The sequence below is a fragment of the Pseudomonas lini genome, from assembly GCF_030812475.1.
Lineage (GTDB): Bacteria > Pseudomonadota > Gammaproteobacteria > Pseudomonadales > Pseudomonadaceae > Aquipseudomonas > Aquipseudomonas lini_A.
Map to the genome: position 1 here is coordinate 347,584 of NZ_JAUSSR010000005.1, position 22,300 is coordinate 369,883.

The window sequence follows — 22,300 nt, forward strand, 5'->3', positions numbered from 1 at the left end:
GGACAGCCTGGCTTCGACGCCAATTCATGCGTTCGAAGAGCGACCCAGTGATCCGATGCCACGTTCTGCGCGCTTCTGAAAGGTTGGAGGAGCAATGGATCGAGACCGTTCAAAGACGTTTGGTCCAAAGCCGATGAAGTGCATATACCGGTCGGGTCAATTCCCTGAACTACTCGACGAATGTGACCCCATAAAAGGAAGCGGCGCAATTTTGCCCGGCTGAGGATGAGGGCGGATCATGATCTTGGTGACGGGGGGCGTGGGATATATCGGGGCGCATATTTGCGTCGAACTGCTGAGCGATGGCAATGACGTTCTAATACTGGACAATCTCTGCAACAGCTCGCGAATAACCGTTGAACGGATTACCGTTCTGGCAGGTGCTCGTCCAAGCTTCATCGAAGGAGACGTACGCAATCGGCCGCTCCTGGAGCGTATTTTCACTGATTACCCGATAGACGCTGTCGTTCACTGCGCCGGGCTGAAAGCCGTTGGCGAAAGCGTGCGCGAGCCATTGCGATACTTTGAGACAAACGTCAGCGGTAGCGTGAACTTATGCCAAGCGATGGCCGATGCCGGCGTCCACACCTTGTTATTCAGCTCTTCCGCCACCGTTTATGGCGAATGTGTGCAGATGCCAATCGATGAGTCTTGCGTCCTCGGTCAGCCCACCAATCCATACGGCCATTCCAAGCTGATGGCGGAGAATGTCATGGGAAGCATCGCCCGATCAGATCCACGCTGGTCGGTCGGCTTGTTACGCTATTTCAATCCTATCGGCGCGCATCCGTCGGGATTGTTGGGTGAAGCGCCTACCACGGCGCCGAATAATCTGCTGCCTTATTTGTTGCAGGTGGCGACAGGGCAACAGAAGGAATTGAGTATCTTTGGTGACGATTACCCTACGCCCGACGGCACAGGTGTTCGCGATTACATACATGTGATGGATCTCGCGGGAGGGCATCTCAAGGCACTGGACTACCTGCAGCGCAACTCGGGCGTGCATACCTGGAATCTGGGGACTGGTCGCGGTTACTCCGTGCTGGAGATGGTAAATGCATTCGAGCGTGTCAGTGGAATGAACATCCCATTGAAGACCACTCCTCGCCGTAATGGTGACATAGCTCAATGTTGGGCTGATCCGGGCAAGGCCGCGCGAGAGTTGAGTTGGTGCGCAACCCGAAATCTTGATGAGATGCTCAGAGATGCTTGGCGTTGGCAATGCCAGAATCCCCACGGGTATGAAGTGGATAATCTCTACCCCAACACCAGCGAACCTGAGGATGTCACCATGATACGACTGGTCAGATCAGCCGATGCGTTGTTCAGACCAAATACGACGAGGGACGCAAACAAAACCATCACATAAAAGCGATCCGAAAATAAATTTCCATGCATCATCAAAGGGTAACAATTGGGCGTCCCTGCGCTGAGCACTTAAAAACCAATAGGGGCGTAAAAATGTTTGAACCGGCGCTGAGCCACCAGGGTCTTTAACTTAGGTCATAAACTGCTACTAAAATTATCTAAGTAAGGAGTTTGGAAATGGAAATTAAAAAGATACACATCAATGGCCAGACAATCCGCATAGGTGTAAGGCCAGGGCTACCCAGTACAACTCCCCTTATAATATTCAATGGAATCGGGTCTGGCCTTGAGCTGGCACTACCCATTGTCAATGCCATGCACCCTGATCTGGAAGTCATCGCATTTGATGTTCCCGGCGTAGGTGGCTCATCGATGCCAAGCTATACCTACACTTTTTCCAGCCTTGCCAAAACCGTAACGAAAATCCTTGACTACTTAGGACATGAGCAAGTCAACGTTATTGGTCTTTCCTGGGGTGGATTTTTAGCACAACAATTTGCTTTTGATCATCCACAACGGTGTAAGAAGCTTATACTCGCAGCCACATCCTGTGGACTGATGTCTGTCCTGCCAGATTATAAAGTGTTGGGATTGATGGCCAGCCCGCGCCGTTATACCGACCCTGACTACGCCGCCAGCATTGCGCCTGTCCTCTACGGGGGCAAGTTCCGGTACGACAAGAAACTTGCATCTTTGCATGCCAGGCAGATGTTTGCTGGTAGATCTCCTTACGAAGTTAATACTGGCTACAGCTATCAGATGCTGGCCATTGCATGCTGGTCCAGCGCTTTCTGGCTGAACCAGATCGTCCAGCCCACGCTGGTGTTGGCAGGCAATGATGATCCAATCATTCCATTGTTTAATATGAAGCGGTTATATGATCAGATTGATAATGCCGAGCTGCATGTGTTTGATGACGGACATTTATTTTTCCTTACGGACTTACCCAACGTAGCCCCTGTTCTCAATGAGTTTTTACTTTGACTTCTGTCAGGCATCAGGGAATGAAAACGTGCGAGCAGTAGAAACGATGAGCATGGATGCTTCCAAATTCATATATTCTGAAATTCTGCCCACGAATCCAAGCGTCAGATTTGTTTCGGATAGTGTACATGGAACGTCGTACCTTCCTCGGCGCTTGAGCTGACCGAAACATCCCCGCCATGCGACCTGGCGATTTCTCTGACGATAAACAATCCAAGTCCTACGCTACGTCCGTCGCTATCGGTTGTCGTACCACGGGTCATAGGCTCGAACAAAGTGGCCATCAGCGCCTGCGGGATAACCGCACCCTGGTTATGCACCGACACAATGGCTTGATCCTCTTCGAGTCGTGAAGTGATCATGATCGGCTGTTTCAAATCACCATAAGCCACGCTGTTGGCCACCAGATTGCCAATCATCTGCTGCGTCCGATCCGGATCAAGATAAGCGCTACCCGATCCGATGCACTGATGCAGCAATGTGGCGTCGGGAAACGCAATGCGCAGTTCATCGACGCTCAGACCGACGAATGCGTGCAGGTCAACCGAAGCAGGCGTGATTGCAATCCCTCGCCCGACTCTGGCCAGGGTGAAGTCCAGCAGGTCGGCAATCATCCGTTCGGCGCGGCCTGCCGACTGGCTGATGTGGCCGAGCATTTTGACGTCCTTCGTGGTGTGTTCGCCTCGGGCGAGGATGTCAGAGGCCATTTTGATCGCAGTCAGCGGGGTTTTCAGATCGTGGCTGACGATGGCGACCATTTGTTCGGCGAACGAGGCACGACGTCTGGCTTTTTCGTAGGCCTTGTTCAGTTCGCTTTGGGCTTGCTGGAGCGCAGTTTCGGCGGCGGTTTTCTCCCGCAAAAGCTCTTCGGCGATTTTTCGCGCTCTAAGCAGCTCACGCTCGTACTTGTCGCGGTCCGCTGTGCCAAATAACGCCAGCTCATAAATCGCGCCATTGGCGTGCTCGCGTCTTACACCGTTGAGCAACATGGTGACGCGATGTTTGTCCTGGTGAACCAGATCGAGTTTCACCTCGGCCACAGAGCCTTGCAAACGCATCAACGGCGCCCAGTGGGTTTGATGAAAGATGCGTCCGCCCATGGTCAGCAGGTCCTGGAAACGCTGGCCGATCAAAACGTGGGGATCGAAGCCGATCCAACGGCTGAAAGTCAGGTTGGCGCGCAAGATCGTGCCGTCCTCTTTCGTCACCACCAGGCCGCAAGGCGCACCGTCAAATAGCGTCTGCGGGTCGGGCAGTGGCGGTTCATCAGTCGACATCAGCGCCCACCCACGGCGACAGGAAGCCGTCCATGGCTTCGGAACAGGCGCTCGGTACGCTCATGTGCGGGCAATGACCGACGTTGGCCACCAGGCAGAGCGTGCTGTTGGGAAGTGCGGCGTGCAGGTATTCACCCACGGCGACGGGTGCGATGAGATCGTCGGTGGATTGCAGGATCAAGGTCGGCGTGGTCAGGCCCGCGACGTCTTCGCGGTTGTCCGACGTGAACGTCACCCGCGCAAATTGCTTGGCGATCTCGGGTTCGGTACGGCAGAAACTGTTGGTCAGATCTTCGCCCAGCGCCGGTTGTCCGGGCGCACCCATGATCACAGGTGCCATGGTGCTGGACCAGCCGAGGTAGTTGCTGTCGAGGGTGTCGAGCAGGGAGTGGATGTCTTCGAGTTTGAATCCGCCCACGTAGTCGTCGGAATCGATGTAGCAGGGCGAAGGACCAATCATCACGTGAGCGGATATTCTTCCGGGGGACTGGCGGTCCGCCAGTACGCCGATCATGGCGCTGACGGAGTGGCCAACCAGAATCACCGGGCCGGTGGCAAACTGATCGATAATGTCACCTAGATCCTGGGCGTATCCAGCCAGCGAATTATATTTTTCCTGGTCGTACGCGTTCAGGTTTGACTGGCCTGCACCGACCAGGTCATACAGTACAACCTTGAAGTGAGGGATGAAGTGGTCGACCAGATAACGCCACATGGTCTGGTCACAGCCGAAGCCGTGGGAAAAGATCAGTGTCGAAGGACCTGCACCCATCACTTTTATATTGTTGCGTTGCTGAAGGTCCATTCGCGTTGTCCCAATCGAAAACCAAAGTCATTTTTGACGTCTGCGGCATTTTAGATAGTCAGGCGGGACCGGTCACGCGCTAAAGAAGACAGGCCTGTGATCGTCACATCGGGCAACAGAGTGGTCATCGACGGGTAGCGGTGCCTCACCCTCCCAATGAACCGTAGGAACCCGTGGCTTGTTCGGTGAGGAATGGCATCGAATCGGTTTCTTGCAGAAGAAAAGCCGCCCATGCTTCATACGCCAGCTTTTGGCGCTTGGCAGCTTCATCCCAAGGGTAACCTTTCACCTGCCGCGCTGATACAAGCATCATCAGATGATTGGTGGCGGCGTCGAGCTCGAGCAGAAGGTAATGGGATTGGAATCGGAAATCGTCTTGATTACTCATTAGGCGGTACACCTTTCCAAGCCTGCGCCGAATAGAACCTGGTTATAGGGGATGCTAGTCCGTAAATCGGATTGCGCTCGTCATTCCATATTTGTTCAGAATGTGGCTGGCCATCAAGCGTCTTGCGCATTTGGCACAGCGCACAGGCCGAACCCGTGGCTCAGCGCCGTGACCGTTGGTTACAGCATGAAAAAGTATCGATTCCTGCAAGTGACTGGTGAGTTCCCCCTCCAGTCCCACTACCACCAGCAGTCGACCCACATGGCCTGAATACCTCGCTGCCCGAGGTGCAGCTGGGCTATTGCGGGTTGCACCTGCTCGGTGTCGACGTGGCCCCACGGGAAGCCATGCTGGCGATGACGCCCCTGGCGATCGGCATCCTTGCGCTCATTGTGCTGCGCATCAAGAAAGTCAAGGGGCACTGATACTGCAAATTGCAGTGCTCAGGCTCAAGGGGCGGGATGCTCACTCGACACTGAGTTGTTGGCATCCACATCGGCCATCTCTTCCTCGACAGGTGCTTCGTCGTCCGGTGGCAGCGGCACCTCGGGGTTGCGTCGGGGATCGTGGCCTGTTTCGTTATCCGTACCGCTCGTTACACCCTGCTGAGATATGTTTCCTGGAGCATTTTCATCAATGTCCATGCCGGCTCTCCGTTCTGATATGCGCGATGTACCTGCTTTGACATTAGAAGCTGCGAGTCACTGCAAGTGCGCAACTTTGGACGAACGGTATGTGAACATGAAACCCGGTGACCAAAAATGAACTTATCTATTTCAAGCAGGTTCGTTTGTGCTCGCCTGAATAGATTCGTCGCCTTTGGTTCGGAACACACCTCTGCCTGCACAGGCAAGCAACTGGCAATACAAGTGCTTGCGAATACATGTTTCCCCATTTCGAGGATCAGACATGCATCCATCCTTTCAGCAGCACATCGATGAGCTCGGCGCCCTGCTCGTCCACTCCAATGAAGCCTCCATGGATCTGTTCCGGCGCAATCGGTTGAAGGCGCGCCGCGGCGCTCGCTTCCAGGTGGTGACCAAGAAGCTCGGCCTCTTCCATGTCATCGAGCGGCACACAGGCAAAACCTGGATCTTCCATAACTACCAGGAGGCCACGGATTTCGCCATCGAGCTCGAGGAACAGTCCAACCGTCGCAGGGGCGGGTCGCGGTGTACGACGAGTTAACGCCGCTTGCGCAGCAGATCGATGAACAGACCCAACTCCCGACTGATGTGCTCGCCCTTGCGTAGCAGTAATCCGAACGGCGCCAGTTGCACGTCGAGTTCTACCGGGAGCGCCACCACCAGGCCCATTTTCAGGTAGTCGCGCAACGCGGTTTCCGAGAGCACCATGATCGCGTCGGTCAGTTGAATCAATTGCTGCATCGAATACACCGAGCTGCATTCGATGATGTCCGCCGGCAACGGCAGGGCCAGGCGCTGCAGCGCCTGGTCCAGACCTATTCGCGCAGGGCTGGTTTCCGGTTGCCGGATCCACGGCCAGCCGCTGACCAGTTCCGACAGTTGCAGTTTTTTGCGGCGGGCCAGGGGATGACCGGCGTGCACCACCACCAGCAGGCGTTCGTTGCCCAGTTGCTCGAAATCGTAATGTTCGTTGTCGGTGGCGGCATTGCGCCGGGCGATGGCCAGATCGATGCGGCCCTGCTCCAGCAACTGGATCACCTGGTCGCTGGTGTCGCCCATGATGCGAATCCGCAACTGCGGATTGAGCGCCTTGATTTCAGCAATCGAGTCCATCACCAGGTCCGGCGCGGCGCCCATGATGGTGCCGATGGACAGGTAACCGAAACCGCCCTGCTGCCTCGCGATCAGGTCTTCGGCGCAGCGATCGAGGCCACTGATCGCTGACTCGGCGAACCGGTGCCGGTGAACGGCCGCATGCGCCTGTCGGCACTCGACCAGCCAGGCTTCGGCGTGACCCTGAACCCGCAATGCCAACTGCATCGGCCGTACAACCGCTGAAAAAGGACCCCGTCATGAACATGCCGCACAACGCTTTCAAAGCCGCGCTGAACAACCGCGCAACCCAGTATGGAATCTGGGCCGGATTCGCCACCGGCTACGCCGCCGAGATCGTCGCCACCACCGGTTACGACTGGATGCTGATCGACGGCGAACATGCGCCGAACACCGTGCCCGGCGTGCTCGCGCAATTGCAGGCGGTGGCGCCCTACTCCACCGCGCCAGTGGTGCGGGCGGTGACCGGCGACGCCAACCTGATCAAGCAGCTGCTGGACATCGGCGCGCAGACGCTGATGATCCCGATGGTCGAAACCGCCGGACAAGCCGCCGCTCTGGTGCGCGCCATGCGTTACCCGCCCCATGGTATACGGGGCGTCGGCGGCGGCCTGACCCGCGCCACGCGTTGGGACGCGGTGCCCGGTGTGCAATTGCGCCGAGCGGGTCTACGTCGAGCGCAAGATCGCCGATTTCGAAGCGATGCAGGGGTTCCACGCCGGTGTGCGCAAGTCAGGCATCGGCGGCGCGGATGGCAAGCACGGGCTGTATGAATACACCCATACCCATGCGGTGTATCTGCAAGGTTGAGCAACTCTTTGAAGCCAGCGACCTGCTGACTGAAGCCTGTCAGCAGGTAGAGCCGATATCATTTTTCTCCGCGTGTACCTCCATGACTGTGCTGTCCACCGATGCGGGCTTTCTCTGCCTTATCGATGGCCACATTGGCCTTTTGCTCGCCTTTGCGGCCCGCCTCTTTGACTTTTTGCGGGTCATCGGCAAAGCCGTGATGGTTTTCTTGTCGTTTGGTCATGGCCAATCTCCTGATACAAAAAATTGGTACCTTCATTGGATCGACACCCTGAGTTTTCGTCCCGTTGACACGACCAACGGAGCTGGCCCCGCCGCCTGCAGCCGCGAAGAAGTCACATGACCGAAAGTTGCGTAGAGCCATAATCCCCTCGCTGGTGTCGAAAGGCATGCCAGAGGTAGGAATCATGATTTTTTTCAGCGCTTCTGGCTGTTTATCAGATCAACTGCCTGAAGGAAGGATCGGCCATGGATCTCATATTTCTTGGTACTTCAGCAGGAGCCCCTACCCGACATCGAAATGTGAGTGGCACCGCGCTCATCGAGTCCTCAGGCAAGGGCTGGTACCTGGTGGATTGTGGCGAAGCCACCCAGCATCAACTGCTACGCACACCCTTGACGGTAAAAAACCTTCGCGGGTGCTTCATAACCCATGTACACGGTGATCATTGCTTCGGCTTACCTGGCCTGCTCGCCACTGCCGGCATGTCAGGGCGTCTGGAACCGCTCGATATCGTGTTGCCGGTTGCGCTGCATGACTGGCTGCGCCTCAGCCTGAGCGTCAGCAGGTCGTGCCTGCCCTTCGAGTTGCGTTTGCATGCGAGCGAAACCTTGAATGGCTGGCCAAACGGCCATGTCCAGGTCGACACCGTTGCCCTGTCTCATCGTGTTCCCAGTCATGGCTACATCTTTGCCGAATCCAGCCCTGACCCGCGACTGGATGTGCAACGCCTGGAAGCCGAAGGCATTCCTCGCGGCCCGATCTGGGGCGAACTGGCGCATGGACGTGAGGTCGAGCATGCCGGACGCCTACTGCGTGCACAGGACTATTTACGCCCGGCGCGACCCGGTCAACGCTTCATCATCTGTGGCGATAACGACACCCCCGAACTGCTGGCCAAGGTGGCTCCAGGTGCGGACGTGCTTGTGCACGAGGCCACCTTCTGCCAGACATTGATCGATCGCACCCGCGAGAGTTACGGCCACAGCAGTGCCGCCGCCGTGGCGCGTTTTGCCGAGTCGGCAGGTATACCAAACCTGGTGCTTACTCACTTCAGTGCACGCTATCAATCCAACCCCGGGCAAAGCCCGTTCATTGGCGATATCCGTGAGGAAGCAGCGGCCAGTTTCACCGGGCAACTGGTCCTGGCGCGGGATCTGGAGCGATACCATCTCGACCGTGATGGTCGGCTGCAAGTGGTCATGGAACGCATGACGCAATAGGCAGGTCCAGGAAGGGTGCGGCGGTCTGTGGTTGTCACCTTTGCGGAAAAATAGATCTGTCACCTTTTCGTCTTTTTCGCCATTGTCCTTTTCGCCCCTTCGCCCTTTTCGCCTTTTCGTCGGCGTGGCACCGATGGACAAGGAAACGTCACCTTCAAACACTTCCGCGCGGACCGTCGATACCGAACAATCTCCTTTCCTGCAGCGCAAAAAAAACAATTAGAAATCAGCACCCATCCGACGGCAAAATTTGTCTGGGTACAAGGAGAGACGACCCCATGAGCACCCCGCTCCGCATCAACGAAGCACTTTTGATTGCGGGTCACGCATTCGAACCTTTTCAATATATCGCCTGGGCTCCGCAAGACGGTAATGGCGAACTGAGCCTGACCATCATCGACCGGGCCAGCACGCGTATTTGTCGCAAACAGATTCCAAGCAGTGCCTATTCCGACCCGGCGCAACTGGGAAGCCTGTTGGAAGAGGTGCGCGCCAAGTTGAACCAGGAGGGCTACACGCTGCAATCCTGGACAATGCCAGAGTGATAGTGGTCACTTTTAGAGAAAACCCGGCCTGATGTCGGGCTTTTCCATTTTTTCGACACCCTTTTCACAAAGCATTCACAATCCAAGGCGCAGATTGAGCTTACAAAAGGATTTGACCCCAATAGAAAGCCCGCTCATGCGGGCTTTTTAGCGTCTGGCGTTACGCATGCGAGGCACGTTCGAATACTTCGTCAGCCCTCTGGTGCCACTCATACAGGCTGTCGCCGACCTTGCAGCCGTTGTTTACCCACCTTTTGCTCATGCCCCTGACGCAAACGCAAGGCTGCAAGCGCCGCGAGCACCAGGATAATCGCCACGATTTTCATGCCGTTCATGGCGTTGCCGGTACTTTGCTCGATCACCCCCATCACGGAGGGGCCGACAAAACCGCCCAGCAGGCCGCACGAGTTGACGAATCCCAACCCTCCCGCGAGAGCTGCGCCCTTGAGTCGCGAAGCGGGGTAGAGAAAGATGATCGACTGCACGACGAAGAACATCACCGCCGATAGGCAGAACCCCAGCAGACTGATCACCGGTCCCGCCATCGAGGCGATTCCCAGGCCTGCGGCCATGGTCAACAAACCCGCTACCAGCATGTGCCGGGCACGCGCCGGAGTGGTGGCAAATCGGGGCAGTGCGATGGCGCCCGCCGCCGCTGCCAGCCAAGGCAGGGAGGTCAGCAAGCCGATCTGCAACGTACTCAGCTCGCCGTATTTGCCGATGATGCCGGGCAGGAAAAAAATCACCGTGTAGATCGTGATCTGGTGGCAGAAGTAGACCAGGATCGCCAACAGAATCTGCGGGGTCAGGCATTGCTTGAACGAGTGACCGCCTGCGCCTGCGCCCTCCTGCGCTTCAGCTGCCAGCCGGCGCTCGATCTGCTCGGCTTCGGCGGCGCTCAGCCAAGGCGCCTTGCTTGGACGGTCCGGCAATTTTTTCCAGACCACCATGGCGAAGAATACGGCAGGCAGGCCCTCGAGCATGAACATCCACTGCCAGCCGCGCCAGCCCCACACTCCGTCCAGTTGCATGAGCGCGGCCCCCAGCGGCCCGCCGATGATATTGGCAAAACACACGCCCAACAGAAAATAACCGGTGGCCCGGGCCCGTTGTTCGCGGCCGAACCAGTACGTCAGGTACAGCATGACGCCAGGGAACAGACCCGCTTCGGCAATGCCCAGCAGCAGGCGCAACACGTAGAACGACGTTTCGCCCTGGACAAACGCCATCGCCGCAGAGATCAGCCCCCAGGTGACCATGATCCGCGCAATCCAGAACCGCGCGCCGACCTTGTGCATGATCAGGTTACTGGGCACTTCCGACAGTGCGTAGGTGAGAAAGAACAACCCGGCGCCCAACCCGTAGGCGGCAGCGGAAATGCCCAGGTCGATATCCAGTTGATGCTTGGCCAACGCGATGTTGGTCCGATCAAGAAAGCTCAGCACATAGGCCGCAATCAGCAACGGCATCAGCTTGACGAACATCAACTTGTTCAGCGTCGCCGAGTCGCGGGGGGTATCAGGTGTTCCGATGGTTCTTGTTATTGTCATCGCGCAAACCTCTTGCAGCTACAGCTGTAGAGAAGTCCCGGCAACGCTGGCCGCCGTGAGCAAAAAAAGCTGAGCTGACTGTTTTTAATGGAGAGGACAGGTTTCGTCGTCGATAGCAGGCGCCGGCCACCACGGCCTGCGCCCTCATGGAAACGTTATTAAAAATCGACCTGGTCCTTGCCCTTGAGATCGAGCATTTCCCGCGCCTCATCCGGGGTCGCCACGCGCCCGCCCAGGGCTTCGATCACCGTGCGGATGCGCTTGACCTGATCGGCATTGGACGCCGCCAGTTTGCCTGGCCCGTCCCACAATGAATCCTCAAGGCCGACGCGTACATGGCTGCCCATCGACAGGCCCATGGTGCCCAGCGGAATCTGATTGCGGCCGGCACCGAGAATCGACCATTGGTAAGCGTCGCCGAACAGGCGGTCGGCGGTACGGCGCATGTGCGCCAGGTCTTCAGGATGCCCGCCGATGCCTCCGCGCAGACCGAACACCGACTGAATGAAAATCGGAGCCTTGAGCAATCCGCGCTGCAGGAAGTGCGCGGCGGTGTACAGATGGCCAATGTCATAGCATTCGATTTCAAAGCGGGTGCGGTTCTCGGCACAGGCGTTGAGAATGTGGGCGATGTCGCGGAAGGTATTGCGGAAGATCCGGTCGTCACTCTCGGCCAGGTACGGTCGCTCCCAGTCGTGCTTGAACTCGGTGAAGCGATCGAGCATTTCGTACAGCCCGAAATTCATCGAGCCCATGTTCAGCGACGCCAGTTCCGGCTTGAGCTGCGCCACAGGCTGCAGGCGTTCTTCCACGCCCATGGTTGGCGCACCGCCGGTGGTGATGTTGATCACCACATCACTCTTGGCCTTGATTTGCGGCAGGAACTGACGGAACAGATCGACATCCTGACTCGGCCGTCCATCGACAGGATCGCGGGCATGCAGGTGAACGATCGACGCCCCGGCCTCGGCGGCACCGATCGCGGCGTCGGCAATTTCCTGCGGCGTGATCGGCAGGTGCGGCGACATCGAAGGTGTATGAATGGCGCCAGTGACAGCGCAAGTGATGATGATCGGGCGATTTTTGGACATGAGTGTTCTCCGTTCTTGTTCTTGGCGAGAAAGTTATTGGGGTCACTCGACGCGGATTATGTCCGGCCGTTGTTGTAACTGGAGTCGAGCTGCTTAGAGGTACTCGACGTTGCCATCCACACTGATGGCCTGGCCGGTCACGTTGCGTGCGGCGGGCGAACACAGGAACAGCGCCATGGCGGCGACGTCCTCGGCGGTGACCATGCGCTTGAGGGAAATCTTTTTCAGGTACTGCTCACGCATCTCGGCTTCAGGCACGTTCATCTGCTGCGCACGGGCGCGAATCACCCCGTCCATGCGCGGGCCTTCGACGATGCCGGGCAGCAAGGCGTTGACGCGGATGTCGCTTTCGCCCAACTCCGACGCCAGGGATTTCATCAAGCCGATGATGGCCCACTTGGTCGCGGCGTACGGAGTGCGCCAGGCATAACCCAGGCGGCCGGCCACCGAAGCGATGTGGATCAGATGCGCGTTGGGTGACGCCTTCAGCAGCGGCACCGCGTGATGGGCAAAGCGGTATTGCCCGGTGAGGTTGATGTCGATGGTGCGCTGCCATTCCTCGTCGGTGATCGCATCGATCCCGGCAGTCGGCCCGGCGATCCCGGCGTTGTTGACCAGCACATCCAGGCCGCCGAACTGTTCGCGCTGAACCTTGAATACCGCTTCGATCTGCGCCGGGTCAGCCACATCGGCACGGGTGGCAACGCTGTGCGGATAACGGTCGCGGAACGCTGCAAGGGCGGCCTCGCTGACGTCACACACATGCACTTTCGCACCCGCCTCCATGTAAGCCGCTGCCAGCACTTCGCCGATCCCGGCTGCGCCGCCAGAGATCAGCACCCGCAGGCCGGTGTAGGGAATAAGTCGATTGAGAACGCTCATGCTTTCTTCACTCCAGAAACTGGCGACTTCGAACGGTCGCCCTTGACGATCAGGCGTGCCAGGGAGTCGGCCGCCTGCATGATGTCGTCGGTGACTGCCGCCCGGGCCGCTGCCCCATCGCGCGCGGCCAGGGCCTCGACGATGCGGTGGTGCGCTTCCATCGAGCGCTGCAGGTGCGCCCTGTCCGGTGCGACAAGCGCAAAGCAGGGGCCCATGTGCAGCCAGAAATTTTCCACGGCCGCGATGGTCAGCTCAGCCTTGGCCACCGCATAGATGCGCCGGTGGAAGGCAAAGTTGGTCCACAGATAACGGGCCACATCGACACTGTCGGCGGCTTGCTGCATCTGGTCGCACAGGTGACTGATGTCGTTGAGGTCGGCGTCCTTGAGCAGGATCACGGCCTTCTCGGCCAGCAAACCTTCGAGCGCCACCCGGGCGTCGCGGATTTCGCGCAGCCGTTCGGGGGTCATCATGCGCACACGCAGACGGGAGGTTTCGGTGACTTCGAAGGCATTCTCGGCGCTGAGGCGGTTCAGCGCCTCGCGCACGGGCATCGGGCTGGAACCCAGCGCCTCGGCCAGACCGCGGATGGTCAGCTTCTGGCCCGGCTGGAAGCGGCCGCTCATCAGCGCTTCGCGGATCTGACGGTAGACCTGATCCTGCAGGGTATCGCGGGAAACCTGACGCATGGTGGGCAGGAGGGTTGGGCGATCTGGCATGAGTAATGGCTCACAGTGGACGTTGTTATGGGCCCAATATGTGATCACAAATAACATATGTCAAATAATTTTTGGTTCGATACCATTGAGCTTCTTTTTCAATGCCTGATGCCGGATTGGCGATATGCTTGCCGGCTGATTCCGTTCGATGAAGCGTGGAGAATGAGTTGTCAAAGAAAAAGGACATGAGCCAATTACAGATTGATGGCGTTTTCTGCATCAGTCTCAGGGCGCGGACTGACCGCCGGGAGCTTTTGACCCGGGAGTTCGAAGGCAGTGGGCTGAACATCGAGTTTCTGATAGTGGACCGCGACAACGAGAGCCCCGAACGAGGCTGTTTCGACTCCCACATCAAATGCGCGAAAATGGCCCTGGAGCGCAGCTATCGACGTATTCTGGTCCTCGAAGACGACGCAACCCTGGTGACATTCAAACAGGACCAGCTGCACCAGATAAATGCTTTCATGAACAAGCAAGCACCTGGACTGTTCTACCTGGGAGCAAACCTGGGGAAAGTCTGGTTGACCTGGTACAGGGGAATAGCCCGAGTGCGTGCCAAAGGCACCCATGCCTACATTCTGTCCCGTAGCGCGTGCGAACAATTGCTGACACATGCCCCCTACACCGGTACCGCGATCGACAAGATTTACTCAAAGCATTTCAAAGCCTACATGGCCTTTCCCATGCTGAGCCAGCAACAGCCCGAAGAAGTCGTTGCAAGCGACGTCCTGGCGGCCAGATCGACAGACGGCACCTTCCCTGACGCGGCGTATTGGCGGGAGAACTGGCGCAGGCAATATGTCCAGGCATTCAAAAATCTTGGTAAGACCCTGTTGCTCCGGGACCTTTGAGCCCCGTGGGAAATGGCGCCACCTGAAAAAACACGTCGATCTCCGGCACCAGAAACACGGGCTCACTGATAGAGCCCGTGATACTGGCTGCGACGAGCCTAGTGCGCGGCCAGCGACGCCCGATGCCTGGGCAGGCCCAGGGAGATCAAGGCTGCGAGCAGGACGAACCCGCTCGATATCCATAAGCACACTCCCAGCCCGTACACCTGGTAGACCCAGCCGGAGAGCACCGTGCCCATCAACCGCCCCAGGGCGTTCGACATGTAATAAAAACCCACATCCAGCGACACACCGTCTTTCATGGCGTAGGACACGATCAGGTAGCTGTGCAACGAAGAATTCACCGCGAACAACGCACCAAAAATCATCAATCCGCCCAACAGCACCCCCTGTTGCGACAACCCGGTGTTCAGCCCGAGAGCGATTGCCGCAGGCAGGCCGACCAGTGCCAGCGCCCACAGAAACGCTGCACGACCATCCGGTACGTGCCCCCGTTTCTTTCCGGTGATATTGGGCGCGAAGGACTGCACGATGCCGTAGCCAATCACCCACGCCGCGAGGAAGCCACCAACCTTCCAGAAGTCCCAGCCGAACACGCTGCTCAGGTACACCGGCAACGCCACCACAAACCAGACATCCCGGGCACCGAACAGGAACATCCGCGCCGCCGAGAGGATATTGATCGCCCGGCTCTTGGACAGGATGTCGCGAAACCTGGGCTTGGCCTTCGCTTTGCCCAGGTCCTTTTTCAACAGGATCAAGCTGCTGATCCAGATCAGCGCCAGGACACCCGCCATGGCCAGCAAGGCGCCTGTGAAGCCGATCGTCGCCAGCAAGGCTCCGCCAAGAAAGAAGCCAACGCCCTTGAGTGCGTTTTTCGAGCCGGTGAGAATCGCCACCCACTGGTAGAGCTTGCCCTGCTGCCCATCCGGCACCAGAAGCTTGATCGAGCTTTTGGCACTCATCTTGTTCAAGTCCTTGGCAATCCCAGACAGCGCCTGCGCGCCCATCACCCAGGGGATCGTCAGCCAGGCCACTGGCACTGTCAGCATCAACAACGCCGCGACTTGCATCCCCAGCCCGATGTTCATGGTCCGGTTCAGTCCCAGCCGGGCGCCAAGGTAACCACCCACCAGGTTGGTGATCACGCCAAAGAGTTCGTAGAACAGAAACAACGCAGCGATTTGCAACGGGCTGTAGCCCAACGCGTGAAAGTGCAGCACCACCAACATGCGCAAGGCACCGTCGGTGAGGGTGAAGGCCCAGTAATTGCCCGTCACGAGCAGGTACTGCCGCACTGGCGGAGCGAGGGCTGACAACGCTTTCATGATTGCTCCCTAGACGGCCAGACCGACCATCCGGGCCAGTTCGACAGTGCGATTGGCGTAGCCCCACTCATTGTCGTACCAGGCATAGATTTTGACCTGGGTACCGTTGATGACCATCGTCGACAGCGCATCGATGATCGATGAGCGCGGGTCGGTACGGTAGTCGATGGACACCAGTGGCCGCTCCTCGAAACCGAGGATGTCCTTGAGCTCATTCTCGGAAGCGTTCTTGAGGAATTGATTGACCTCTTCGACCGTGGTGGCCCGCTCGACTTCAAAGACGCAGTCCGTCAGCGAAGCGTTGGCCAGCGGCACGCGTACGGCATGACCATTGAGCCGCCCACGCAGCTCAGGGAAAATTTCGGCGATGGCGGTGGCCGACCCGGTGCTGGTCGGAATCAGGCTCATCCCCGAAGCACGCGCCCGGCGCAGATCCTTGTGCGGCTGATCGAGAATGCTTTGGGTGTTGGTCAGGTCGTGGATCGTGGTAATGGAGCCGTGGCGGATGCCCAGCTTTTCGTGGATCACTTTGACGACTGGCGCCAGGCAATTGGTGGTGCATGACGCCGCCGTGACGATGCGATGTTGCGCCGCATCGAACAGCTGATGATTGACCCCCATGACGATGTTCAACGCGCCTTTCTCCTTCACCGGGGCGCTGACCACCACACGCTTTACGCCCTGGTCGAGGTAAGCCTGAAGCACCGCGACGGTCTTCATCTTGCCGCTGGCTTCAATCACCAGATCGCAGCCCGACCAATCGGTGTCGGCAATCGCCTTGTTGGCCGTGACCTTGATGTGTTTGCCGTCGATGACGATGCTGTCGCCTGCGCAATCGGCCTGATAATTCCACCGACCATGCACCGAGTCGAAGTTCAGCAGATGTGCATGGGTCGCCGCGTCACCCGCCGGATCGTTGATCTGCACGAATTCAAACTCTGGCCAACGCCAGGCGGCGCGCAGAGCGAGGCGGCCGATCCGGCCGAAACCATTGATGCCAACTTTGATCGTCATGTTGTTGTGCTCTGTATCGGTGAAACAGGGTTTTTGTCCGCGCAATGGCGCGCTAGCTTTCACAGCAGGCGAGTGCCCGTTCAGGGCGGTCGCCCATTTCATCGAGGCGCCTGGCGTCAGGGCTCAACCAATGCTTGTTGCTTTCGAGCACAGTGGTCAGCACTTGATGTACCCAATCCGGGAGATGTGGGTGCAGTCGGTAATACACCCATTGGCCTTGGCGACGGTCCGACAACAGGCCGCAACCGCGCAGCTGCGCGAGGTGCCTGGAGACTTTTGGCTGACTCTCATTCAACGCGCAGGTCAGCTCGCACACACATAACTCGCCTTCCCGGGTGATGAGCATCATCGTGCGGACCCGCGTGTGGTCAGCCAGGCATTTGAAAACAGTGGTCGGAGTCAGCTGCTCAGCCATATGGTTTTCTCAGTGTTTGATGTTGACCAAAGCGAACATGGCGCCTGCAGCGTTGGCGGTACGGACGGATAGGACGCGCGCATTGCCGGACAGCGTGAAGCCTCTACGTATATGCGATTTATCGAATATATGTTTTTCCGAATATGAGATCAAGGACTGGCGCAGATTAATCATCAACGGGGATTCCAGGTTGGCCTTGGCAAATCCGAACAGTCTCAGGTAACCCACCCTGCTCCTTCCATAGGATGCTTGGATCAGGAAGCCAAAATCGAAACCCGGCTGTTGGAACACACAACAGCCAAACCTCCCATGAGTTGTCCCGATCGTTATAGGGCTCACCCTTGTGCAAGTGCGATAGTGCAAAAAACGAAGGGACTGGCTTCCATGTACAGAAATACCTCCACCCCGGCTGACGACAATGGCTGCGGCTGGTTTCACCTCAGCCCGCCGCGTGACGTCCGTCCTGGTCACAGCGGCCGTACCAAGGCGCGCTGGGTCGTTTTAGGCGCAGGCTTCACCGGCCTCGCCGCCGCACGCCAGCTGGCGCTGAAATTCCCCCGGGACGAGATCGTGCTGATCGAGGGGCAACAGGTCGGCTTCGGGGCCTCGGGACGTAATTCCGGCTTTGCCATTGACCTGCCCCACGACATCGGCGCCCATGACTACATCGGCGACCCGGCCACGGCGCGGATGAACCTCAAGCTCAATCATTTCGCCCAGTCGATGATCCGTACGCTGGTCGCGCAATACGGCATCGACTGCCAGATCCGCGCGGACGGCAAATACCAGGCCGCCGTGGAATGATCTCGCTGGCGCTGACCGGGCGAGACATCGTCGATGTCGATTACTGCCACGCTCATGGCATCGAAGTCACCAGCGTGCCCGGCTACGCCGCCAATACCGTGGCCGAGCATAGCCTGGCGATGATCCTGGAACTGTTCCGTCGCCCGGCGGCGTTCACCCGGCTGATGCGCCAGGTGAGCACCGGCGAGGCGCCGTACCAGAACATCTACTTCAACCATCGCATTCGGGATGTGCGTGACAAGCAGTTGGCGATTATCGGCAGCGGGCCGATCGCCATGCGACTGGCGCACCTGGCACGCGCCTTTGGCATGCAGGTACTGTTCGAGGACCGGGGTGGCAAGCGCCCCGGACCCGACTGCCGGCCGCTGAATGACCTGCTCAAGCACTGCGATGTGTTGTCGATCAACTGCCCGTTGACACCGCAGACGCACAACCTCATTGATGTCGAACAATTGGCGTTGATGAAGCCGGATGCGGTGGTGGTGAACACCGGTCGTGGCGGGGTGATCAATGAAGCGGCGCTGATCGATGCCCTGCAGAACAATCGACTGGGCGGCGGATTCACTTCCGCCGTCCAGTATCTCCAGCGCTCGCTTGCCCTGAGTCAACTTGAAGTAGCCAGCCCAACCGCGACTTATTGACTGACAGGTTGGGATAACTCAGTCTTTTGAGAATGCTTCTTCAACCCTGCTGGCGAAAGCACCTCTCCTCCTACGAACAACAGACCAACAAGCCCGGCCATGCTCATGGATGCTTTTGAGGCAGTCGCAGCTTGGAGAAAATCAGGGGAAAAGGTTGCGCCAACCATCAAGCAGAATGGGAACACTGAAGCGCCATTCAGCAGCGACATGACCGAGTCAGTGGTGGTAATTTTCTTTCGGCAATGCCATTGCTGGCCGAAACTGATCAGGACGCAGAAGGCTGCAACAATGAGAGTGATTCCATCACTGCTGAAATCAATACCGAGAACGGTTAGCACCTATGCGAGGGCTAAAATCTTAACTGCCGCCAAGGCACCGCCAGCACCAAGCACGCCAGCCAATACTTCACCTGCAGCACTCACACCAAAAAATGCATTCGCGACTGCGACTCCCAGCAGGGCACCAGACAGTACAAGACGTAGCGCTTTGAGGTTGTAAATTCTCATGAGTGATCCCTTCCTGGGTGAGCTTCTTATGGGTTTCGAGCACCAGACTAGTTTGCTACCAGTGACTGAAGGGCCCAAATAGGTGACCTATCCTCGCTCCAATTATGAGCAAGGGTAGTACCACGTGTAAACGGATTATGAGCAGTATTGCTCCCCTAGAACGGCGGTAGCCGACCGATTACGGGAGAAAAATCAATGTCGAACACGCAGCTTTTAACCTGTACCAACCACGGTAAAGTCTCCGCTCCCGCCGATAAAAGCCACCTGCTTCCCCGCAACGGTGGTGCGGCCGTGCTTTATCGAGTGTTCCAACCTGCTTATCGAGATGCCGACGCGCAGTAACAACCGCGTAAACAGGCTACGCAGTGGTTCGAGGTTGAGTTGAGCGAGAGCAGAGGCCAAAATCATTCGCAGATTTTGACCAAAGAGCGGATCGGCGTATGTAAGGCATTTCCTTAAAAGTAGTCGGATTGTTCTGTGAGACTCTGGTCGCTTCAAGTGAAACCGATCACGAGCGCCTGAAGCTGTTGGGGATTGAGTTCAAGCTGCGAACCGTGCCGATTGATCCGGCCAGACGAATCGGCCTTGGTGCAGGCGGCGCACAGTCAGTGTTCAAGGCTCAGTCGTCTCTATGATCACGATCACGATCATGCCGCTGATTATAATCACGACGATCGTATCGATCATTCCCATGATCATCATGACCCCGTTCGTAGCCACGGTCCTGGTGGCCCCGATGATGCCTATCTCCACCGTCACGGTGATGCCCGCAACCGGCAAGCAGGATAGAGCCTGATACAGCTAAGAAAATCATTACTGCGCGCTTCATCTGAAAGTCCCGATGGAAAAATTCAGTGCTATGACCATGAATTAACTCAATGATTCATCGGTGAAAATAAGTTCCAACCTGAACTAACAACGCCCCTTCCCCGCCTTTATCCGTTCCTTTCTGCAATTCAACACCCGGCCCTACTGCGGCCACTGTTCAAGCAATATTGAAACGAACTTTTCCGCTGCCGGGGAAAGTGAAGCGCCTCGTCGGTAAACAAGCCCTAACGAGCGATTGACCACAGGGTCGATGAGCGGAACGCTGACCAATGTCGGGTGATCGACGGCGGGCATGGCCAGGCTTGGCATTGCCGATACCCCAAGGCCTGCTTCGACCAATCCTAATGACGTGGAAAGATGCTGAACTTCATAGAACCACTGCGGACGCCAGCTCAGGCCTGAAAGCGCATGGTCCAGCAGCATGCGGTTGCCGCTCAGCCGACCGACCCCGATCAGCCGATAGTCGCTGAGTTCGGACCAGCTTACCGAGCTGCGTTCGGCCAACTCGTGGTCTCGCCGACAAGCGAGGACAAAGGGTTCATTGACCAAGGGTACGAACTCGATGTCGGGATGCTGGCCGCTCATCATGTTGATACCGAAATCGGCTTCTCCGCGTAGCACAGCCTCCAGACCTTCATTGGCACTCAGATCGAGCAATCGGATGCGGATCTTCGGATAGCGTTCGTTGTAGATGCGAATCACCGAAGGCAGGAAGTAAAACGCCGCGGTGGGTATGCAAGCGAGCGTTACCCGACCGATTTGCCGTTCCGCCAATTCACGGATGTTGAGAATGGAGTCGTCGAAGTCATCCAGCAACCGCCGGGCCTTGGGTAGAAAATCCCGTCCGACACTGGTCAGGCTGACCTTGCGCGTCGTTCGATCGAGCAGCGCAGTACCCAGCCCTTCCTCGAGTTTTTTGATCCGCCGGCTTAAGGCGGGCTGAGACAGATGCAGCGCTTCCGCGGCTTCATGAAAGCTGCCCACCTCCGCAATTTTCACAAAGGATCTGATGTCTTGAAGCTCATATTCCATGTTCGTCTCACCCAGGAAGTGCAGAGATACGGCCTCGGCGCAGCTTAAATGATTAATTCGTAGAGTGGAATAATAGCGCCAATATTTGCATTGGAAACACCAGTGCTTCCCTGTCACTCTTGTTTACAAGACATCAATCAGCCCGATTGATTAACAAGAGTGAGTGGCCATGCAACGTATTCCTTGTGTACTCATGCGCGGCGGTACCTCCAAGGGCCCGGTATTTCTCGCTTGGGATCTACCGGTCTCCGTTGAAGAGCGCGATGAATTGCTGTTGTCTGTGATGGGCTCGGGCCACGAGCTGGAGATTGACGGCATCGGTGGCGGTAGTCCGCAGACCAGCAAGGTCGCCATTGTCAGCCCTTCGTTGCATCCGGATGCGGATGTCGATTACCTGTTCGTCCAGGTCATGGTCTCCCAGCGTCGAGTCGACACGGCCCCCAACTGCGGCAACATGCTCTGCGCCGTAGGGCCTTTTGCCATCGAGCAGGGTCTGGTCAAAGCGACCGGCGAATCCACCCGGGTACGGATTCGCAACCTCAACACCGGCACCTTCGTCACCTCGGACGTGTATACGCCCGACGGCAAAGTCAGCTACGAGGGCGACACGGTCATCGATGGCGTGCCTGGAAGCGCAGCCCCCGTACAGCTGACCTTCCTCGATGCTGCAGGCAGTAAGACCGGCAAGCTTTTCCCGACCGGCAACACCCTGGATGTATTCGATGACGTTCCCGTCACCTGCATCGACATGGCCATGCCGATGGTGATCATCGAGGCGCGCCATCTGAACAAGCGCGGCGATGAAACCCCGGCCGAGCTGGACGCCGACAAGGATTTTCTGCGTCGGCTCGAAGCCTTGCGGTTGCAGGCCGGAATGGCGATGGGGCTGGGCGATGTCAGCGACAAGGTCATTCCCAAGCCTGTACTGGTGTCACCCGCCAAGGCGGGAGGCACGTTGCAGGTTCGCTACTTCATGCCGCACAACTGCCATCGAGCATTGGCCATTACCGGTTCCATCGGTCTGGCCACTGCGTGTGTCAGCCAAGGCAGCGTGGTCGCGCAGATGCTCGGATCCAGCGGTGAGCCGCGCTTGCAACAAGTGCGAATCGAGCATCCGAGCGGTGGTATCGATGTCGTTCTGTCATACACCGGGATTAACGGTGAAACGATTCGTGCCTCGGTTGTTCGCACCGCACGAAGGCTGTTTTCCGGCTTTGTCTACGCCCAGGTCAATCAACGACTCGCCGGGTAGCCGTCCC

Annotated in this window: 25 protein-coding genes and 3 pseudogenes; 12 read left to right on the forward strand and 16 right to left on the reverse strand. The window is 57.6% G+C overall.

Annotation, left to right across the window (positions count from 1 at the left end; translation table 11 throughout):
- The first annotated feature begins 238 nt into the window (after positions 1–238).
- Both galE and phaZ read left to right on the forward strand, forming a co-directional pair.
- The gene (gene galE / locus J2W17_RS12305) at positions 239–1,369 is read left to right on the forward strand and encodes a UDP-glucose 4-epimerase GalE (RefSeq protein WP_307333964.1); all 1,131 of its coding nucleotides are present in this window, start codon (positions 239–241) and stop codon (positions 1,367–1,369) included.
- A 176-nt stretch (positions 1,370–1,545) separates the two neighbouring features.
- Positions 1,546–2,352, forward strand: a complete 807-nt coding sequence (gene phaZ / locus J2W17_RS12310) for a poly(3-hydroxyalkanoate) depolymerase (RefSeq protein ID WP_307333966.1) — start codon at positions 1,546–1,548, stop codon at positions 2,350–2,352.
- A gap of 104 nt (positions 2,353–2,456) precedes the next feature.
- Here phaZ and J2W17_RS12315 read toward each other — a convergent pair whose 3' ends face one another.
- The 3 genes from J2W17_RS12315 to J2W17_RS12325 form a co-directional block, all read right to left on the reverse strand.
- Entirely contained in the window at positions 2,457–3,629 is a 1,173-nt protein-coding gene (locus tag J2W17_RS12315; protein ID WP_307333968.1) for a PAS domain-containing sensor histidine kinase, read from the reverse strand.
- Entirely contained in the window at positions 3,619–4,434 is an 816-nt protein-coding gene (locus J2W17_RS12320; protein WP_307333970.1) for an alpha/beta fold hydrolase, read from the reverse strand. Before J2W17_RS12320 ends, J2W17_RS12315 begins: the two co-directional genes overlap by 11 nt.
- A 145-nt stretch (positions 4,435–4,579) precedes the next feature.
- Complete coding sequence (locus J2W17_RS12325) at positions 4,580–4,822, reverse strand: hypothetical protein (RefSeq protein ID WP_307333973.1); 243 nt, start codon at positions 4,820–4,822, stop codon at positions 4,580–4,582.
- Positions 4,823–5,109: 287 nt separating this feature from the next.
- Between J2W17_RS12325 and J2W17_RS12330 the strand changes: the two genes are divergently transcribed.
- Positions 5,110–5,247 (forward strand): hypothetical protein, encoded by a 138-nt coding sequence (locus J2W17_RS12330; protein WP_307333975.1) that lies wholly within the window; start codon positions 5,110–5,112, stop codon positions 5,245–5,247.
- A 24-nt stretch (positions 5,248–5,271) separates the two neighbouring features.
- Here the strand turns inward: J2W17_RS12330 and J2W17_RS12335 are convergent, their stop codons facing one another.
- Positions 5,272–5,466 carry a hypothetical protein gene (locus tag J2W17_RS12335; protein WP_307333977.1) on the reverse strand — a complete coding sequence of 65 codons (195 nt, stop codon included), beginning with the start codon at positions 5,464–5,466 and terminating at the stop codon, positions 5,272–5,274.
- A gap of 265 nt (positions 5,467–5,731) precedes the next feature.
- Between J2W17_RS12335 and J2W17_RS12340 the strand changes: the two genes are divergently transcribed.
- Positions 5,732–6,010, forward strand: coding sequence for a hypothetical protein (locus J2W17_RS12340; protein WP_307333979.1), 279 nt, complete (start codon positions 5,732–5,734; stop codon positions 6,008–6,010).
- Here the strand turns inward: J2W17_RS12340 and J2W17_RS12345 are convergent.
- Positions 6,007–6,705, reverse strand: a pseudogene (locus J2W17_RS12345) (LysR substrate-binding domain-containing protein); the annotation flags it as partial. The gene J2W17_RS12340 and the pseudogene J2W17_RS12345 overlap by 4 nt on opposite strands.
- 116 nt (positions 6,706–6,821) lie before the next feature.
- On the opposite strand from J2W17_RS12345, the pseudogene J2W17_RS12350 reads away from it, so the two are divergent.
- Positions 6,822–7,223, forward strand: a pseudogene (locus J2W17_RS12350) (aldolase/citrate lyase family protein); the annotation flags it as partial.
- A gap of 227 nt (positions 7,224–7,450) precedes the next feature.
- On the opposite strand, the gene J2W17_RS12355 reads toward J2W17_RS12350, so the two are convergent.
- On the reverse strand, positions 7,451–7,801 hold the full coding sequence (locus J2W17_RS12355) for a general stress protein (RefSeq protein WP_307333981.1): 351 nt from the start codon (positions 7,799–7,801) through the stop codon (positions 7,451–7,453).
- 59 nt (positions 7,802–7,860) lie between these two features.
- On the opposite strand from J2W17_RS12355, the gene J2W17_RS12360 reads away from it, so the two are divergent.
- Both J2W17_RS12360 and J2W17_RS12365 read left to right on the forward strand, forming a co-directional pair.
- Positions 7,861–8,835 carry an MBL fold metallo-hydrolase gene (locus tag J2W17_RS12360; protein ID WP_307333982.1) on the forward strand — a complete coding sequence of 325 codons (975 nt, stop codon included), beginning with the start codon at positions 7,861–7,863 and terminating at the stop codon, positions 8,833–8,835.
- A 278-nt stretch (positions 8,836–9,113) separates the two neighbouring features.
- Entirely contained in the window at positions 9,114–9,380 is a 267-nt protein-coding gene (locus tag J2W17_RS12365) for a hypothetical protein (RefSeq protein ID WP_307333984.1), read from the forward strand.
- A 209-nt stretch (positions 9,381–9,589) separates the two neighbouring features.
- Here J2W17_RS12365 and J2W17_RS12370 read toward each other — a convergent pair whose 3' ends face one another.
- The 4 genes from J2W17_RS12370 to J2W17_RS12385 form a co-directional block, all read right to left on the reverse strand.
- Positions 9,590–10,930, reverse strand: coding sequence for an MFS transporter (locus tag J2W17_RS12370; protein ID WP_307333985.1), 1,341 nt, complete (start codon positions 10,928–10,930; stop codon positions 9,590–9,592).
- Between the two features lie 158 nt (positions 10,931–11,088).
- The gene (locus J2W17_RS12375) at positions 11,089–12,021 is read right to left on the reverse strand and encodes a 3-keto-5-aminohexanoate cleavage protein (protein ID WP_154851573.1); all 933 of its coding nucleotides are present in this window, start codon (positions 12,019–12,021) and stop codon (positions 11,089–11,091) included.
- Positions 12,022–12,114: 93 nt separating this feature from the next.
- A complete protein-coding gene (locus J2W17_RS12380; protein WP_307333986.1) occupies positions 12,115–12,903 on the reverse strand; it encodes an SDR family oxidoreductase in 789 nt (262 codons plus the stop codon).
- On the reverse strand, positions 12,900–13,622 hold the full coding sequence (locus J2W17_RS12385) for a GntR family transcriptional regulator (protein ID WP_307333988.1): 723 nt from the start codon (positions 13,620–13,622) through the stop codon (positions 12,900–12,902). The genes J2W17_RS12380 and J2W17_RS12385 overlap by 4 nt, the downstream gene beginning before the upstream one ends.
- A gap of 185 nt (positions 13,623–13,807) precedes the next feature.
- On the opposite strand from J2W17_RS12385, the gene J2W17_RS12390 reads away from it, so the two are divergent.
- On the forward strand, positions 13,808–14,473 hold the full coding sequence (locus J2W17_RS12390; RefSeq protein ID WP_307333990.1) for a glycosyltransferase family 25 protein: 666 nt from the start codon (positions 13,808–13,810) through the stop codon (positions 14,471–14,473).
- A gap of 98 nt (positions 14,474–14,571) precedes the next feature.
- On the opposite strand, the gene arsJ is transcribed toward J2W17_RS12390, so the two are convergent.
- The 3 genes from arsJ to J2W17_RS12405 are packed head-to-tail and all read right to left on the reverse strand — an operon-like array spanning position 14,572 to position 17,230.
- Positions 14,572–15,801, reverse strand: a complete 1,230-nt coding sequence (arsJ, locus tag J2W17_RS12395) for an organoarsenical effux MFS transporter ArsJ (protein ID WP_307333992.1) — start codon at positions 15,799–15,801, stop codon at positions 14,572–14,574.
- Between the two features lie 9 nt (positions 15,802–15,810).
- Positions 15,811–16,815: an ArsJ-associated glyceraldehyde-3-phosphate dehydrogenase gene (locus tag J2W17_RS12400; RefSeq protein WP_307333994.1), complete on the reverse strand. Its 1,005-nt coding sequence runs from the start codon at positions 16,813–16,815 to the stop codon at positions 15,811–15,813.
- A gap of 52 nt (positions 16,816–16,867) precedes the next feature.
- On the reverse strand, positions 16,868–17,230 hold the full coding sequence (locus J2W17_RS12405; protein WP_307333996.1) for a metalloregulator ArsR/SmtB family transcription factor: 363 nt from the start codon (positions 17,228–17,230) through the stop codon (positions 16,868–16,870).
- A 384-nt stretch (positions 17,231–17,614) separates the two neighbouring features.
- On the opposite strand from J2W17_RS12405, the pseudogene J2W17_RS12410 reads away from it, so the two are divergent.
- A pseudogene (locus tag J2W17_RS12410) lies at positions 17,615–18,031 on the forward strand (FAD-dependent oxidoreductase); the annotation flags it as partial.
- Positions 18,031–18,675, forward strand: coding sequence for an NAD(P)-dependent oxidoreductase (locus J2W17_RS12415; protein WP_307333997.1), 645 nt, complete (start codon positions 18,031–18,033; stop codon positions 18,673–18,675). The pseudogene J2W17_RS12410 and the gene J2W17_RS12415, both read left to right, overlap by 1 nt.
- Here the strand turns inward: J2W17_RS12415 and J2W17_RS12420 are convergent.
- Positions 18,669–19,013: a hypothetical protein gene (locus tag J2W17_RS12420; RefSeq protein WP_307333999.1), complete on the reverse strand. Its 345-nt coding sequence runs from the start codon at positions 19,011–19,013 to the stop codon at positions 18,669–18,671. The genes J2W17_RS12415 and J2W17_RS12420 overlap by 7 nt on opposite strands.
- Entirely contained in the window at positions 19,014–19,181 is a 168-nt protein-coding gene (locus tag J2W17_RS12425; protein ID WP_307334001.1) for a hypothetical protein, read from the reverse strand.
- A gap of 649 nt (positions 19,182–19,830) precedes the next feature.
- Here J2W17_RS12425 and J2W17_RS12430 point away from each other — a divergent pair.
- The gene (locus J2W17_RS12430) at positions 19,831–19,977 is read left to right on the forward strand and encodes a hypothetical protein (RefSeq protein ID WP_307334002.1); all 147 of its coding nucleotides are present in this window, start codon (positions 19,831–19,833) and stop codon (positions 19,975–19,977) included.
- Between the two features lie 173 nt (positions 19,978–20,150).
- Here the strand turns inward: J2W17_RS12430 and J2W17_RS12435 are convergent, their stop codons facing one another.
- Positions 20,151–21,041: a LysR family transcriptional regulator gene (locus J2W17_RS12435; RefSeq protein WP_307334092.1), complete on the reverse strand. Its 891-nt coding sequence runs from the start codon at positions 21,039–21,041 to the stop codon at positions 20,151–20,153.
- A gap of 169 nt (positions 21,042–21,210) precedes the next feature.
- On the opposite strand from J2W17_RS12435, the gene J2W17_RS12440 reads away from it, so the two are divergent.
- Positions 21,211–22,293, forward strand: coding sequence for a 4-oxalomesaconate tautomerase (locus J2W17_RS12440; protein ID WP_307334004.1), 1,083 nt, complete (start codon positions 21,211–21,213; stop codon positions 22,291–22,293).
- Positions 22,294–22,300: the final 7 nt, after the last annotated feature.

Bases quoted from the DNA above. Each gene is read 5' to 3' on its own strand.
- galE (WP_307333964.1), top strand. From the start codon at position 239: ATGATCTTGGTGACGGGGGGCGTGGGATATATCGGGGCGCATATTTGC.
- phaZ (WP_307333966.1), top strand. From the start codon at position 1,546: ATGGAAATTAAAAAGATACACATCAATGGCCAGACAATCCGCATAGGT.
- J2W17_RS12315 (WP_307333968.1), bottom strand. From the start codon at position 3,629: ATGTCGACTGATGAACCGCCACTGCCCGACCCGCAGACGCTATTTGAC.
- J2W17_RS12320 (WP_307333970.1), bottom strand. From the start codon at position 4,434: ATGGACCTTCAGCAACGCAACAATATAAAAGTGATGGGTGCAGGTCCT.
- J2W17_RS12325 (WP_307333973.1), bottom strand. From the start codon at position 4,822: ATGAGTAATCAAGACGATTTCCGATTCCAATCCCATTACCTTCTGCTC.
- J2W17_RS12335 (WP_307333977.1), bottom strand. From the start codon at position 5,466: ATGGACATTGATGAAAATGCTCCAGGAAACATATCTCAGCAGGGTGTA.
- J2W17_RS12340 (WP_307333979.1), top strand. From the start codon at position 5,732: ATGCATCCATCCTTTCAGCAGCACATCGATGAGCTCGGCGCCCTGCTC.
- J2W17_RS12355 (WP_307333981.1), bottom strand. From the start codon at position 7,801: ATGATTCCTACCTCTGGCATGCCTTTCGACACCAGCGAGGGGATTATG.
- J2W17_RS12360 (WP_307333982.1), top strand. From the start codon at position 7,861: ATGGATCTCATATTTCTTGGTACTTCAGCAGGAGCCCCTACCCGACAT.
- J2W17_RS12365 (WP_307333984.1), top strand. From the start codon at position 9,114: ATGAGCACCCCGCTCCGCATCAACGAAGCACTTTTGATTGCGGGTCAC.
- J2W17_RS12370 (WP_307333985.1), bottom strand. From the start codon at position 10,930: ATGACAATAACAAGAACCATCGGAACACCTGATACCCCCCGCGACTCG.
- J2W17_RS12375 (WP_154851573.1), bottom strand. From the start codon at position 12,021: ATGTCCAAAAATCGCCCGATCATCATCACTTGCGCTGTCACTGGCGCC.
- J2W17_RS12380 (WP_307333986.1), bottom strand. From the start codon at position 12,903: ATGAGCGTTCTCAATCGACTTATTCCCTACACCGGCCTGCGGGTGCTG.
- J2W17_RS12385 (WP_307333988.1), bottom strand. From the start codon at position 13,622: ATGCCAGATCGCCCAACCCTCCTGCCCACCATGCGTCAGGTTTCCCGC.
- J2W17_RS12390 (WP_307333990.1), top strand. From the start codon at position 13,808: ATGAGCCAATTACAGATTGATGGCGTTTTCTGCATCAGTCTCAGGGCG.
- arsJ (WP_307333992.1), bottom strand. From the start codon at position 15,801: ATGAAAGCGTTGTCAGCCCTCGCTCCGCCAGTGCGGCAGTACCTGCTC.
- J2W17_RS12400 (WP_307333994.1), bottom strand. From the start codon at position 16,815: ATGACGATCAAAGTTGGCATCAATGGTTTCGGCCGGATCGGCCGCCTC.
- J2W17_RS12405 (WP_307333996.1), bottom strand. From the start codon at position 17,230: ATGGCTGAGCAGCTGACTCCGACCACTGTTTTCAAATGCCTGGCTGAC.
- J2W17_RS12415 (WP_307333997.1), top strand. From the start codon at position 18,031: ATGATCTCGCTGGCGCTGACCGGGCGAGACATCGTCGATGTCGATTAC.
- J2W17_RS12425 (WP_307334001.1), bottom strand. From the start codon at position 19,181: ATGAGAATTTACAACCTCAAAGCGCTACGTCTTGTACTGTCTGGTGCC.
- J2W17_RS12430 (WP_307334002.1), top strand. From the start codon at position 19,831: ATGCCGCTGATTATAATCACGACGATCGTATCGATCATTCCCATGATC.
- J2W17_RS12435 (WP_307334092.1), bottom strand. From the start codon at position 21,041: ATGGAATATGAGCTTCAAGACATCAGATCCTTTGTGAAAATTGCGGAG.
- J2W17_RS12440 (WP_307334004.1), top strand. From the start codon at position 21,211: ATGCAACGTATTCCTTGTGTACTCATGCGCGGCGGTACCTCCAAGGGC.